Raw genomic sequence first — 13773 nt, 5'->3', positions numbered from 1 at the left:
TGGCTACATGCAACACTAAGTGGGTATGATTGCTCATCACGGCATAGGCACACACATCAATAGCAAACACCTCACTTAAAATATGAATGCGGTCTTCTACCCATTGGCGACGATGCTCAAAGCTTTTACCGTTTTCCTCACCACATAAAAACGCGCGGCGTACACAGCGCGAAACGCAGTGATAATACGGTGTATCCAATAAACTAATTTGCGACTTTCTGGCTTTAGGCATGGGGCCTTCAAACGTTAATTTACTTCTTTAACAGTGTGAATGGCTAACAAGGTTAAAGAAAGTGTACTGAAGTACAGTTTTGGTGCCGTGTTTTATGCCTGTCTTAAAAAAAGACATGTCCTAAAAAAAACAGACTAAAAAAAGACATTCAATGATTTTTGAATTAATTAAGAGAGGCAGGGTAGAGTCCGTTGGAACCATGGTTATCACCGTAATTGGCTGTCTTTACTACCTCGGCGATTAAATGACGATTCTACCTTCGCTTCTTTTTCCATTTCTGTTTGACAGTTTATACATAGCTGAACGCCAGGCACTGCAACACGTCTGCGTTCTGGAATATGCGCGTCACACTCTACACAGAACTCGGCACTTTCGCCTTTGTACATACTGCTTTTTGCGCGCGCAACGGCATCTTCAACGCTTGCGTCTATCTGATCCTGTACTGCTCCGTCTTTTGCCCAACCACCTGCCATGCGTCCCCCTGAGCCATCGTATCGTGAAATTAGTATATAAAATAAAGCAAATTAAATGCCGAGGGGGGATGTAGGAGAGTCTTCGCTTGATAAAACAATGAGTTAGTTTTTCACCGGAGCCAAACCCAGCTTTGGTAGGCCATCGTGTTGTATTGTTTACTTACGATAATGAAACTTTTGCTGTGGTCTCCCGACACCTCTCCTCTCAGCGCAAAGCGGCCCAAAATGAGACAGGCATATTTATGCACTCGGTAAAGGTTTTTGAGATCTTTTTTCTATGCCTGTCTCATTAGCTTTTAGCTTGTTAGCGTGGTCTCGCTAATTATTAGCTTATTATGACTGTCTCGTTAGTTAGTTACCGGTAGTTCATCCAGCGGATATAAAAAAGCCTTCTCATAAAGAAGGCTTTAGTGCGTATTTTAACGATTGAACACTCGTATACCCTACAAGTTCTCTTCAAACAATGTGTGGATTCTTCGATACTCATCCAACCATGAGCTAGGCTGCACAAATCCGTGGGGCTCAACGGGATAAATGGCAGTTTCAAAGTCGGTTTTTTCAAGTTCAATAAGGCGCTGTACCAAACGGACTGTGTCTTGGAAGAACACGTTATTGTCTACCATAGGCGCATTAATGAGTAATGGCTTTTCTAAACCTTCCGCAAAGTAAATAGGCGAACTTCGCTGATAGGATATTGGGTCTATATCAGGTGTGTTAAGAATATTGGAGGTATACCCGGTATTATAGTGAGCCCAGTCTGTCACAGGACGAAGTGCAGCACCTGCAGCAAAGAGATCAGGCATTTTAAACATCGCCATAAAGGTTAAAAAACCGCCATAGGAGCCGCCGTACGTACCTATGCGCTCCCTGTCTACGTTAGCATTATTCACCAGCCAATTAACGCCATCGCGTAGATCTTCGAGTTCGGGCTGCCCCATATTTCGATAAATTGCAGTACGCCAGTCGCGCCCATAACCTGCAGATGCACGATAATCCATATCTAAAACTACGTAACCTTGCTGAGCTAACATACTATTGAACATATACTCTCTGAAGTAATCAGACCAACCATAATGCGCATTTTGCTTGTAACCAGCGCCATGGTTAAACACTACCGCTTTATTTGGCTCGCCCTCTCTATAGTTATTTGGAAGATATACCCGCGCGTAAATAGGCGCGTTAGTATGAGAAGACGGAATAGCGATAACACTGGGTAGAGCCCAAGGCAATGACTTGAATGTCTCACTTACTGTATGCGTAATTTGGGTAGCGGGGGTAATAGCCCCTACTTTTTTGACAAACAGTTCTGGAGGCTGGTTTATTTTACTGTGTTTAAGCAGTAACGTTGTTTTGCTGTTTCCCAGCTTGTAGTCGGTCATTCCACCTAAGTGAGTAAGCGCTTGTATTTCTTTGCTATCAAGGTTAACGCGATAAATTTCAAATATCCCTGGGTGAGGTTTGTTCGCTTTAAAATATATCCAATTATCGTTGTCACTTAACGTCAAACTACTTGTAACAAATTCACCTTCAGTAAGAGCTACTGCGCGCTGCCCTGGCGTTTGCAAGTATATGTGGGCATAACCTGATTGCTCCGACTGAAAATACAAGACATCTTTAGTATGTAACCACCCAAATGTATTATGTCGATAGTTTATCCACGCATCATCATGAAGTCGGTGTTGATTAACTAGTTGGCTTTTACCAAAATCTACTGTCGCTATCCAGCGGTCTTTGTTGTCCCACGCTTCTAACATCACGGCCACTTGTGAACCATCCCGGTTCCAGCGGATAGTGGGGGCGTTCCAGGATGTTTTAGACATAAGCCTAATAGCGCGTGGCAGACGATTCACCTGGTAGGTTTCACCCCGTGCGGCCGCATTTTCACGCTTCACATCAGCCAATACATCGTCATTAAATCCAGGCAGCGTAAAATAGTTAAGCTTACTTTTTTCGCCGTTTTTAAGGTTAAGTAACCATAATTGATGGTTAACAGGTTCTGCGTCTGACACCCTTTGTCTTACCGAGATTGCAGCAATTCTGCCGTCTTCTTGAATATAGTGCGGCATAGTGTCAGAACTAGCGCGAGTAGGTATATCAGGCTTTGTAGCTACAATCGCGAAGTCGCCACTAGGAGATACACTCACCCCGGCCAGTTTATGGTTTTTGTCGAAATAAAAAGGGGGGCGCGACACACTGGTGTTGTGGTGGGCAATATCGTCGTTGTATTGCTGCTTTTCACGTTTTTGCTGTCGTTTCTTTTTAATGTAGTCAATCAAAGATTGTTGTTGCTCAGCAACGTAATCTTTAGGTGGCGCTACTGCCTGAGGTTTATCTGCAAAGTTCCAACTTAAAATTTCCTCTCTTTCGCCTGTATCTAAGTCAATCGCAATGAACCGATTAGTGCTGAGTGCTAATAAACGACCATCGGTCATAAATGATAATTTCGATAATGGCGCCCCGCCGCGGGTCAATTGTACGGTATTCCCATCAGTAAATTGAACGTAGACGCTATCTTTGTAGGTATATGCGATAACTCCGTCATCTCGCTCCACTTTCTGCTTATAACGGTATTGCTGTAAGTCATTAAGCGGTACTTTCTGCGCGTCGAAAGGATTAACAACATCACTGAAGTAAACATCTTTTACGTTACTGTCGTTACGTTTTATTTCATACACAAAATGCTTATCATCTACCGACCAGCCTATAGATAAGGGGGTACGCCCAATCCATTGGGGATCGGCCATTATCTGCTTTAGTGTAATTGTGTTATGTGCATTTTCACCGTCAATAGAGACATCAAGTATCTTCTGTGGGGCAGTTATATGCGGTTCGTTTGAATGTAAGGCGCTTTGTTTTGTGACTGAAGCGGCGTTCTCTTCCGCCGCCTGAGGTGCTTCACTGAGCGTTTCTGTAGATATACAACCTGACAAAGCTATGCTAACGCCAGTAAATAAAAGTAGTGAGGGTGCTAATTTCATAGATAACACTTATTTTTTTAGTTTTTAGAATGTTTTTATTATACCCATTTTTACTGTTAGTGTAATTTGCCAACCAACGCTTACCTATGTTTACCAACCGCATCGGAGCTAAACATACATCTGTAATACATTCCCTACTCTACGCTCAAAAGTTAAAGTGCAATGGCATTACGGCCATTTTATAAGTACTTGGGTTATTGATTAGGCAAAAAAAAGCCCCGCGTTATACGCGGGGCAACAAGCACACTCAACTTGGAACACACTATTAGCTAAATCGTAGATGATACGGTTTTGCTAACTGCATATATTTAGTCACCAGCCTAGGCTGATAGTTCAACTCTTTTTCAACGGTATTTCACAAATTAAAAAAGCGATTTACCTCTATTTTTTGCTTGAGCTCAGTGTCGTAAGCTAGCTTATTGTTGCGCAAGGAAAATTGCTTTATCCAAACAATCGTCGTAGTTAAAATTTCTCACCCAACGAATATAAAAAAAGAGCGTAACGCTCTTTTTTTATTGTTGGCAGTTTGTAACTTTATAGCGCTAAGTAATAGCGAAAGAGAATTAACTCACGCAATGGCTATTTAAAGCATTCGCGAAATCGCTGATTAAATCGTCGGTATCCTCTATGCCCACGGATACGCGGATCATAGTGTCTGAAATTCCCATAATTTCTCTTTCTTCGGCACTATTTTCAAAGTAAATCGTAGGCGCTACGGGAAGTGCCAATGTGCGGTTGTCACCCAAGTGAGTGGCACAGATCACCAGCTTTAACGAATTAATAAAGGCCACGGGATCGATATCTTTTACAAGGTCAAAACTAAGGATCGCACCATACCCTTTATCCATTTGCTCTCTAGCCATAAAATGTTGCGGATGGCTCGCTAAGCCAGGGTAGAAAACATTCGTCACCTTGGGGTGGTTATCTAAAAAGCTGGCCAGTTTCAATGCGTTTTGACAACTACGTGATAAACGCATTGCAAGCGTTTCTAGACCTAACGCCACTGAGGTAGCTGACGAAGGCGATAAAGTAGCGCCTAGGTCTCGCAACCCTTTTTTCCTTATTTGTGTAAGACCCCACTGCGCCGTATCGGCCACTTGGTAGTCTGTGCTAATATTTTCAAAGGTTTGCCAGTTATACTCACCGGTGTCAATAACCGCACCGCCTAGTACATTACCGTGGCCAGCTATGTACTTAGTTAAGGAACAAAACACCAGTGACGCCTTAACCGCTTTGGCATAGAAAACAGGAGGAGGTGTCATGGTATTATCTAACATATACAAGATGCCACGTTCTTCACAATATTGGCCAATGGCCTGAAGATCGGCAACTTGGGTAACAGGGTTAGCTACCGTTTCGGTATAAACCCCTTTGGTATTTGGCTGATACGCCTCTTTAACGTTTTGAATATCAGTGACATCCACATAGCTAATCTGAACGCCAAACTGACTTAGGGTATGAAAAAAGCTACGGGTATTGCCAAATAAATACTGGCTAACGATAAGGTGATCACCGGCTTTTACTAACGAAAATAGCGTACTGCTTATAGCCGCCATTCCCGTTGCAAAGCATACCGCACCTACCCCACCTTCTAAGTCGTTGAGCATATTTTGCAATGCTGCAACCGAGGGAGAAGAAGAACGCGAATAAACATGTGCTGCTCGCTTGCCTTGAAAAGCATCTATAATGCCTTGGGCATCCGCGAATTCAAAAAGAACAGAATTAGACGTACTGGTGTGCACGCCGCCATGCTCAGGTTTATTTAACATGCGATCAGCATGAACCTGACGGGTTGTGAATCCCTGTTTTGACACGAATAAAGCTCCGATACGTTGACCAGTCAACGCTCACCTAATAATAAAATACTAATGTGTAACGTTGGTAATACAGTTTTGGGGGTATTTTGCAGAAACGGTAGCATAAAACCCATAAATAGTTTGCATTTGTTCTTCTATATTCTCTACTTTCTCAATAATCGGCCCTAAAACGATGGTTTTTTGCGCATAATCAAGGCCTATAAGTTGAATGGGAACTTCAGCTTCTTTGGCAATATACATAAAGCCAGTTTTCCACGGATAAACGGGGCTTCGAGTTCCTTCGGGTGCTAGAGCCAATAACATGCTGTCTGCCCGTTTTGCTTGTAAGGCAATGTTTTGTACCACGCCGTGGGCTTTGCTGCGTTCAATAGGTATACCCCCTAGCTTTCTCACCACGTACCCTAACGGTGGAACAAAAATACTGTGCTTACCAAAAAAACTTATTTTAAGCTTGAATGCGAATACCACCATTAGGCCGATGAAAAAGTCCCAGTTGGAGGTATGGGGCGCTACGGCAAGAATGGCTTTCTTGCGATTAATTAGTTCCCCTTCCACCCGCCAACCGCGATGCGTAAGCATGAATCCCCCGAAGCGACATAACCAATTAGGCCATTTTCTTTCGATTAGATTACCCACGGCCACCTGCTGTATTTGTTTTTTCATTATTGTTATTCTCAGACTACTTATTGTTCGGCAATTAGGTAATGCCTATACGCGTTTATGCATGCGTATTGATGTTACCATAGAGTTAACCACGAGAGTTTTCTACTTCAGCGTGGTAAACCAAAATGTATATTCAGCCCCCAGATTTAACCTCAGGCATGCCATGTGTATTTTATTTATTGCGCACCAACAACATTACGATTACCCGTTAATTATAGCCGCCAATCGTGACGAATTTTATGAGCGGCCTACTGCTCCCGCTACATTTTGGGATCGGCACCCTCATATATTAGCAGGAAAAGATCTGCAAGCGGGGGGCACGTGGATGGGGGTTACCCATAATGGCGCTATAGCCGCACTTACCAACATCCGTGCTCCGCAGCACAATAATGAAGATGCACAAACGCGTGGCGAATTGGTTAAACAATGGCTAGTGCAAAACCCCAGCCATACTATGACCAATAGCTGCGCGTGGGCCGATAAAGCAATACAACCTCGCTCTTCTACGAACACCGCTACAATGTTTCCCAACTCAGGGAGCGCGCGCTCGGTGAATATGTTTAGTAAGCAGTTACGCCAGCATCGTCATTTATATAACGGCTATAACTTGGTATTCGGTTACCCCCATCAATTACAGGTATACAATAATTATTCTGACACCCTAGATACCCTAGCAAAGGGCGTGTTTGGTTTATCAAATGCCGATATAAATACTTCTTGGCCTAAGGTTGAACAAGGTACAGGCGCATTAAGTGAGTATGTAAAAAACGCCACCAATATAGCGCCAGAAGATTTATTCGCTATTTTGCGCCAAGACAATAAGGCCCCCGACCACCTTCTTCCTCAAACCGGAGTGCCCCATGAGTGGGAGAAAGCCTTATCATCTATTTTTATTACGATACCCACGTACGGCACCCGCACTTCTACGTTGGTTTTAGTGGATAACTACGGTAAATTACGTTGGTTAGAGCGCACGTTTAATACGCAAGGCAAAACCACCCATACCAACACCTTTTCCTTCAATATTAGCCCCTAGCCAGAGGTGTCTGCTCCTACCTCTGCCCCTATATTGGGTTTATTCAAATATTTTGAACATATGGGGTCGTTTTTTCTACCATCGGTGGCATAATGCCAGCCTGCTTTTTTTTGCATTGCATTGTGAGGACATATCGTGTTTGAAGTATTACCCCATCTCGCCCCAGATCCAATTCTTGGCCTATCAGCTGCTTATCGTGAAGATACCAACCCCAACAAGATAGACTTGGGTGTCGGCGTATATAAAGATGAGCAAGGTAATACCCCTATTCTAACCAGTGTGGCTAAAGCGCAAAAGCTACTGTTGGAAAGTGAAACTAGCAAAACCTATATTACCCCGCAGGGAAATCAGGGATATATCGACGGTATGCTTTCGTTGCTGTTAGGCAAAAGCAGCCCCGTATTACTGGCCGATCGCGTAGCGGCGGTACAAGCGCCTGGTGGTTGTGGTGCACTTCGCATTCTTTCTGAGCTACTTGTGCGTTGTAACAAAGACGCAAAAGTATGGGTGAGCGATCCTACATGGGCGAACCATATACCGCTTATCGGTTCGGCAGGCCTTAAAATTGAAACCTACCCCTACTTCGACAAGGCGACAGCGGGTATTCGTTTTGATGCTATGATGGAAACGTTACGTAGCGCAAACAAAGGCGATATCGTATTACTGCATGGCTGCTGTCATAACCCAACGGGTGCAGACCTTACCAATGCACAGTGGGATGAAGTTTTAGCGGTAGCAAAAGAACGTGAATTCTTGCCGTTTATTGATGTGGCCTATTTAGGTTTCGGTGAAGGATTAGAAGAAGACGCATATGGCCTTCGCTTGTTGGTTGAAAACTTGCCTGAAGTTATTATTGCCGCGTCGTGCTCTAAAAACTTTGGTCTTTATCGTGAGCGCGTAGGTTTAGCCGCTATCATCACCGAAGACAGCAAAACCCGTAATATCGCACAAGCGCAAATTCAATCCATTGCCCGTGGCATTTACTCTATGCCACCTAGCTACGGTGGTGCCTTGGTTGACATTATTTTATCAGACAACGCGCTAAACCAAGAATGGATATCTGAGGTTAACGAGATGCGCGAGCGCATGAAGACCTTACGCGCTATGCTGGTGAAAAACCTGCATGACAATGGCTCGCCAAAAGATTTCAGTTTTGTAAATGAGCAAAAAGGGATGTTCTCATTCTTGTGTATTACGCCAGAGCAAGTGCGCGAAGTGCGTGAAAAGCATAGTGTTTACTTTGTAGACTCTAGCCGCGTTAACATTGCAGGTATTAACCAACAAAACGTTGAAACCTTGGCGAAAGCGCTGGTATCTGTATTGTAAGCGTATTACTTACTTGTAGCTAAGCAACATAGCTGTAATTACATTAAATGAATTAACGGAAAAGCTGCTGTGCCCCTAAAAGAGGTACAGCAGCTTTTTTATTTGCCACCCGCCCCTTACGTACGTTTAATTTCTCATCCTCTTGCTTCACATTTGGTTAGCACCGCCTAATGGGGAGCAAAAAACGTGCAAACGCTTAACGCCAATAAAAACTATGATATGTTTGTTTGAAACTCGCCGATGATAGAAGCCGTTCATTACGCGCGTAGTCAAAACGATTTAGCCCCAAACGAATGGTGTTACGTAAGCAGTCTATGAACATATTATGAGGGGCATATTGCCCCTTATACTCGTTAGCTAAAAACAAGGAGTACAAATATGAAGTTGTTGGTCTTTTTGGGATCTGTACGCGATAGCACACCGCCAAAACCCGCGCGTTTAGGTGCACGGGTAGCCGATGCGATACTTAGTTGCTTAAATAGTCGTTATAATGACCACGACATAGAACTTATTGATGCACTAGATTATTCGTTTGATACAGTGTTCAAACCCCATTTTGCATACCCACCAAGTCAAGCACCTAGTCAGTTAGATAGTTTAGCGAAGAAAATTAAACAGGCCAATGGCTATATAATGGTAAGCCCTGAATATAACCACTCCATGAGCCCTGCTCTTGCTCACCTATTAAATCACTTTGGTAGTTCTCTATATTCGTATAAGCCTAGTGCCATCGTAACCTATTCAGCAGGGCAATGGGGTGGCATGCGTGCCGCTGTGGCAATGCGCACCTTTCTTTCAGAGTTGGGCTGTTTACCTGTTTCGTCGATGATACATATACCAAAAGCACAAGATGTTTTTACCGAAGACGGGGCTATGCAGCCTGAACAAGATCAAACATCATGGTTTGGCTATTTTTCACGCACGCTCAATCAGTTAATTTGGTGGGCAGAGGCCGCTAAAGAACAACGTGCACAGGTTGATCCGCACAGTTTAATTAAAGACTTTAAATCCGCGCCTTCTGAACGTAATGCGCCTTAGTAAAAGGCTGCGCTCCCTTGTACAACAAAAGCGCATAAACCCAGAAAAGTAGCCAAAGAGGATTATTAATTGGTCAATTATAACCCATTGATCATGTTTATTTTTCATGCGAAAGTATCAGTAGGAATTAAACATGTATGGAAGCACTCCTCTTAAAAAGGATTTTTTCCTTACTACTCCTACCTGTGTCATCAACACCATTGAATACTCAAAAGTGTGTACCGTGGCATTAAAACTTAGCAATTAGACTAACAGTTTTACCGTATCGTTAAGGTGAAAGTCACCTTCGCGGTGGGCAATAAAGCATTCGCATGTGAGCAAAAATAATAAGGAGAGCACATGAACTGGTACATAGAGGCATTAAAAAAGTATGCTGTGTTTAGCGGACGATCGAGAAGAAAGGAATATTGGTTTTTCGTCTTGTTTAACGTCATTTTCAGTTTTGTATTGGGGTTCATCGACGGAATGATGGGCAACGTTCACATGGAAAGTGGTATGGGGCTGCTTGGCGGTGTTTATAGTTTGTTGTTACTTATTCCGGGCATAGCCGTATCGGTTCGACGCTTGCATGATACTAACCGCACAGGTTGGTGGGTACTGCTTGGTCTAATTCCAATTATCGGCGCTTTAGTGCTGTTGATATTCATGATTCAAGACAGTACCCCAGGTGAAAATGATTACGGCCAAAACCCGAAAGATGCCATAGCCTAATACGAGGTAAATCATAATCACTCAAAGCTGGTTGTTATACAAATTACCCCCAATCAGTTTTGAGCGCTTCGTGTAATGGACAGACACTATACCGTTGATTTGGATTTCAAAAATATTGGGAGCAGCAAATATTCCCCCCTTACATCTTCTATTTTTGGTAGCAACATGCTACTTCGTCAAAAAATATCATTGGAAGATATCCTAAGTAGCCCCAATTTATAGTACCCGGTTTACGCTTCCCGGCGCGCTTAAGTAGCAATACGCTAAGCAAGACAGTCATCGAAACCTATTGAGACAGGCATAAAACTAGAGCCTAGCACACATTAAGTTTAATGAGACAGTCACACGAGTTGGAGGGCTTAACGAGACGGAGCTTAACGTGACAGGCATAAAACTAAAACCAAAATTCTGCCCTTGCCTACTTTTGCATTTACTTTTTGATAGTAACAAAAGGTAGCTGTAAAATTGCCTGTCTCAGAAAAATAGACAGTTAAAACAAAGCTGTCAGTCAACAGTTACAGGGAACAGTATATGTCGTCAGTATTATCTATAAGCAACAAGTTAATGAGCTTTAGAGGACGGATGTTAATTAATGATGATCGCGAACAAGCGCTTTACGAAGCATGTGGCGAGTTTGCACTCTTCTGCCCAACCTGGACGCTGAGTAAACAAGGTAACATTGTTGCCACCATTAAAAGCAAGTTCTGGTCGTGGTCGCCAACTTGGATAATCAAATCTGACTTTGGCGATTTCATAATAAAGCGAAAGCTTCTGTCGTGGGTTCGTAATTACCAGGTTATCGGGGGAAATTACGATGGTGCTACTATCATCGGTAACTTCTGGGATTTAAAATTCAATATTTCTCATAATGGAAAATGCCTGGCTTCAGCAAAAGGAAAGATAATGAGCATACGGGACACGCATAATATTCACGTGCATGGTGACGATAATGACGAATTATTCACCACTATTGTAATGGTTGCACTTCATCTGGATAGAAAAAACGAACAAAGCAGCGCCAGTAATTCAGATTAACGAAGAATAATCCGTGGTTCAAACTTTCTTAATTGCGCCCTCAAAACTATGAGACTACCAGAACTGAGCATAATTATAATCTCGCGTCTGGCAGTCTGCAGCTAGCGGGGCGCTTTTAGCATATACCCTTAAGCTAACTCACCTCGCACGATAGCTGCGCCGGCGCTTAACGCCTGCATTTTTCCCGCTGCAATTCTACGGGACAAGGGCGTCATACCACAATTTGTGGAGGGGTAAAGTTTGTCTGCATCTACAAATTTCAGAGCATTTCTTAATGTGTGCGCTACCTCCTGCGGTGTTTCAATCGTACTAGTGGCCACATCTATCGCCCCTACCATTACTTTTTTACCGCGAATAAGCTCGATAAGATCCATAGGTACGCGGGAATTTTGACATTCTAGCGATACAATATCGATGCTTGATTTTTGTAACTTTGGAAACACAGACTCGTACTGGCGCCATTCATCGCCTAGCGTCTTCTTCCATTCAGTATTTGCTTTAATACCGTAGCCATAGCAAATGTGCACCGCAGTTTCGCATTTTAATCCTTCTACTGCGCGCTCTAGTGCAGCTATCCCCCAATCATTTACTTCGTCAAAAAATACATTAAACGCCGGCTCATCAAACTGAATAATATCAACCCCGGCGGCTTCCAGTTCTTTGGCTTCTTGGTTAAGAATTTTTGCAAATTCCCATGCTAGTGCTTCTCTGCTTTTATAATGATCATCATAAAGCGTATCTATCATAGTCATGGGCCCTGGCAACGCCCACTTTATTGGTTGTGAAGTTAACTGGCGCAGAAATTTGGCGTCTTTTACAAACACCGCTTCGGGGCGTGTGACTGCATCCACCACTACAGGTACACTGGCATCATAACGGTTGCGAATTTTTACCGTTTTACGTTTCTCAAAGTCAACGCCATTGAGATGCTCGATAAAGGTGGTGACAAAGTGTTGGCGAGATTGTTCTCCATCGCTGACTATATCGATACCCGATAGTAATTGATTTTGTACCGCTAAACGCAATGCATCTAGTTTGCCCTCGGCTAGCTCATCTTCTGGTAGTTTCCACGGAGACCACAATGTTTCGGGTTGCGCCAACCATGCGGGCTTTGGCAAGCTGCCTGCAATAGAAGTAGGTAAAAGTGTTTTCATATATAATACTGCTGCTTAGTTAAGTGAATTATAGGGCGCTGTTGGCCGTCCATTGTTCAAGCGTAGAGTGGTAAGGTTTAATAAAATGTTCTTCAACAAACCTACCTTGCTTTACCGCTAACTGACTACGCTCTTCGCGATCGTATACAATGCGGGTAAGTGAATGATCGTGTTGATTGAGCGAAGGTTGATAGTAGGCGCCAGCCACACTATTGGCGTTGTATATTTCAGGACGATAAATTTTTTGGAACGTTTCCATGGTGCTAATTGTGCTTATAAGCTCAAGCGACGTGTAGTCGTTAAGCAAATCGCCGAAGAAATAAAACGCTAAAGGGGCGACACTGTTAGGCGGCATAAAATAGCGAACCTCTAAGCCCATTTTTTTAAAGTAGCGTTCGGTTAAAGAAGAAGAATCAACTTGGTACTCTACCCCCAATATCGGATGACGGTTTTCGGTGCGTTGGTAGGTTTTGTTTTCCGATACACTCAAACAAATAACAGGAGATTTACTGAAATGGGTTTTATACACGCTGGAATTGACGAAATGCTTAAAAATCTTGCCATGCAAAGCCCCAAAGTTTTCAGGTATACCAAACTTAGGTTGATTTTTATTGTAATTAGTTAGCACAACGCTAAAGTCATAATCGCGCACATAAGAGGAAAAGTTATTCCCAACGATTCCCTCTATACGTTTATTCGTTTTGTGATCTACTATATTCGTTTTCAACATTTCTATGGTTGGAAATGCGTCCCCTGTGCCGGTAACGTCAATATCTACCGACACAATCTCTAGTTCTACAGAATAACGATCGCCTTTGGGGTTGTCCCAGTGAGCTAGTGCATTAAACCGATTATCGATCATCGTTAAGGTGTTACGGAGATTTTCTCTGCGTTTTTCCCCGCGGGCTAAATTAGCGAAATTGGTTGTAATGCGTGTATTAGGCGACGGGCGGTAGTCTTCATCGAAAGTAATACGTTTAAGGCTAAAATGGATGTCTTTATTCATGGCGTTCTACCGTATTATTTTGAAAAGTTGAGACAAATGTCCGTATTGCTCTTCGTTAACTTTGAAGTAAGTAGGCGTTGCAATAGGTGTATTTACTACTAAGCCTTAAGAGCATAAGGCACTTTATACGCACTTTATTTCATGAATAAAAATGATAGTTTCTCATCAACCAATGAAAAACACTCATGTATGGATGGCTCGACTTCGTTGTTTTTTGTGTGGGATAGCCACGCGCCAGAGAGAGTGCATAGCCAAAGCAACAAGAATTAAGACTGACTAAACAAGACAGGCATGCGTTACTGCG

Annotated in this window: 12 protein-coding genes; 5 read left to right on the top strand and 7 right to left on the bottom strand. The window is 43.1% G+C overall.

All coding sequences use genetic code 11. From position 1 onward, the window contains the following. The 5 genes from GTH32_RS02775 to GTH32_RS02755 form a co-directional block, all read right to left on the bottom strand. A partial coding sequence (locus tag GTH32_RS02775; protein WP_484476981.1) for a transposase occupies window positions 1–232 on the bottom strand: 232 nt, incomplete at its 3' end. A 206-nt stretch (window positions 233–438) separates the two neighbouring features. Further along, complete coding sequence (locus tag GTH32_RS02770) at window positions 439–705, bottom strand: DksA/TraR family C4-type zinc finger protein (RefSeq protein ID WP_163083700.1); 267 nt, start codon at window positions 703–705, stop codon at window positions 439–441. Window positions 706–1148: 443 nt separating this feature from the next. After that, a complete protein-coding gene (locus GTH32_RS02765; RefSeq protein ID WP_163083699.1) occupies window positions 1149–3683 on the bottom strand; it encodes a S9 family peptidase in 2535 nt (844 codons plus the stop codon). 563 nt (window positions 3684–4246) lie between these two features. Then, window positions 4247–5497, bottom strand: a complete 1251-nt coding sequence (locus GTH32_RS02760) for a cystathionine gamma-synthase family protein (protein WP_163083698.1) — start codon at window positions 5495–5497, stop codon at window positions 4247–4249. Between the two features lie 51 nt (window positions 5498–5548). Continuing rightward, window positions 5549–6163, bottom strand: a complete 615-nt coding sequence (locus tag GTH32_RS02755; RefSeq protein ID WP_163083697.1) for a 1-acyl-sn-glycerol-3-phosphate acyltransferase — start codon at window positions 6161–6163, stop codon at window positions 5549–5551. Window positions 6164–6326: 163 nt separating this feature from the next. Here GTH32_RS02755 and GTH32_RS02750 point away from each other — a divergent pair, with 163 nt between their 5' ends. From GTH32_RS02750 to GTH32_RS02730, 5 genes are all read left to right on the top strand, one after another. Continuing rightward, complete coding sequence (locus GTH32_RS02750; RefSeq protein WP_163083696.1) at window positions 6327–7199, top strand: NRDE family protein; 873 nt, start codon at window positions 6327–6329, stop codon at window positions 7197–7199. A 135-nt stretch (window positions 7200–7334) separates the two neighbouring features. Beyond that, complete coding sequence (locus GTH32_RS02745) at window positions 7335–8525, top strand: aromatic amino acid transaminase (protein WP_163083695.1); 1191 nt, start codon at window positions 7335–7337, stop codon at window positions 8523–8525. A 378-nt stretch (window positions 8526–8903) separates the two neighbouring features. Beyond that, window positions 8904–9563 carry an NADPH-dependent FMN reductase gene (locus GTH32_RS02740; protein WP_163083694.1) on the top strand — a complete coding sequence of 220 codons (660 nt, stop codon included), beginning with the start codon at window positions 8904–8906 and terminating at the stop codon, window positions 9561–9563. A gap of 339 nt (window positions 9564–9902) precedes the next feature. After that, complete coding sequence (locus tag GTH32_RS02735) at window positions 9903–10274, top strand: DUF805 domain-containing protein (RefSeq protein WP_163083693.1); 372 nt, start codon at window positions 9903–9905, stop codon at window positions 10272–10274. Between the two features lie 531 nt (window positions 10275–10805). After that, on the top strand, window positions 10806–11309 hold the full coding sequence (locus GTH32_RS02730; RefSeq protein WP_163083692.1) for an LURP-one-related family protein: 504 nt from the start codon (window positions 10806–10808) through the stop codon (window positions 11307–11309). Between the two features lie 128 nt (window positions 11310–11437). On the opposite strand, the gene GTH32_RS02725 is transcribed toward GTH32_RS02730, so the two are convergent. Both GTH32_RS02725 and GTH32_RS02720 read right to left on the bottom strand, forming a co-directional pair. Beyond that, window positions 11438–12463 (bottom strand): methionine synthase, encoded by a 1026-nt coding sequence (locus GTH32_RS02725; protein ID WP_163083691.1) that lies wholly within the window; start codon window positions 12461–12463, stop codon window positions 11438–11440. A 28-nt stretch (window positions 12464–12491) separates the two neighbouring features. Then, window positions 12492–13469, bottom strand: coding sequence for a DUF1852 domain-containing protein (locus GTH32_RS02720; protein WP_163083690.1), 978 nt, complete (start codon window positions 13467–13469; stop codon window positions 12492–12494). Window positions 13470–13773: the final 304 nt, after the last annotated feature.

Source organism: Alteromonas profundi (assembly GCF_010500865.1).
Classification (GTDB): Bacteria; Pseudomonadota; Gammaproteobacteria; order Enterobacterales; family Alteromonadaceae; genus Alteromonas; species Alteromonas profundi.
This window is presented reverse-complemented; position numbering and strand designations above follow the sequence as displayed.

Coding starts and splice junctions, on each gene's coding strand:
- GTH32_RS02770 (WP_163083700.1), bottom strand. CDS start 705: ATGGCAGGTGGTTGGGCAAAAGACGGAGCAGTACAGGATCAGATAGAC.
- GTH32_RS02765 (WP_163083699.1), bottom strand. CDS start 3,683: ATGAAATTAGCACCCTCACTACTTTTATTTACTGGCGTTAGCATAGCT.
- GTH32_RS02755 (WP_163083697.1), bottom strand. CDS start 6,163: ATGAAAAAACAAATACAGCAGGTGGCCGTGGGTAATCTAATCGAAAGA.
- GTH32_RS02750 (WP_163083696.1), top strand. CDS start 6,327: ATGTGTATTTTATTTATTGCGCACCAACAACATTACGATTACCCGTTA.
- GTH32_RS02740 (WP_163083694.1), top strand. CDS start 8,904: ATGAAGTTGTTGGTCTTTTTGGGATCTGTACGCGATAGCACACCGCCA.
- GTH32_RS02735 (WP_163083693.1), top strand. CDS start 9,903: ATGAACTGGTACATAGAGGCATTAAAAAAGTATGCTGTGTTTAGCGGA.
- GTH32_RS02730 (WP_163083692.1), top strand. CDS start 10,806: ATGTCGTCAGTATTATCTATAAGCAACAAGTTAATGAGCTTTAGAGGA.
- GTH32_RS02725 (WP_163083691.1), bottom strand. CDS start 12,463: ATGAAAACACTTTTACCTACTTCTATTGCAGGCAGCTTGCCAAAGCCC.
- GTH32_RS02720 (WP_163083690.1), bottom strand. CDS start 13,469: ATGAATAAAGACATCCATTTTAGCCTTAAACGTATTACTTTCGATGAA.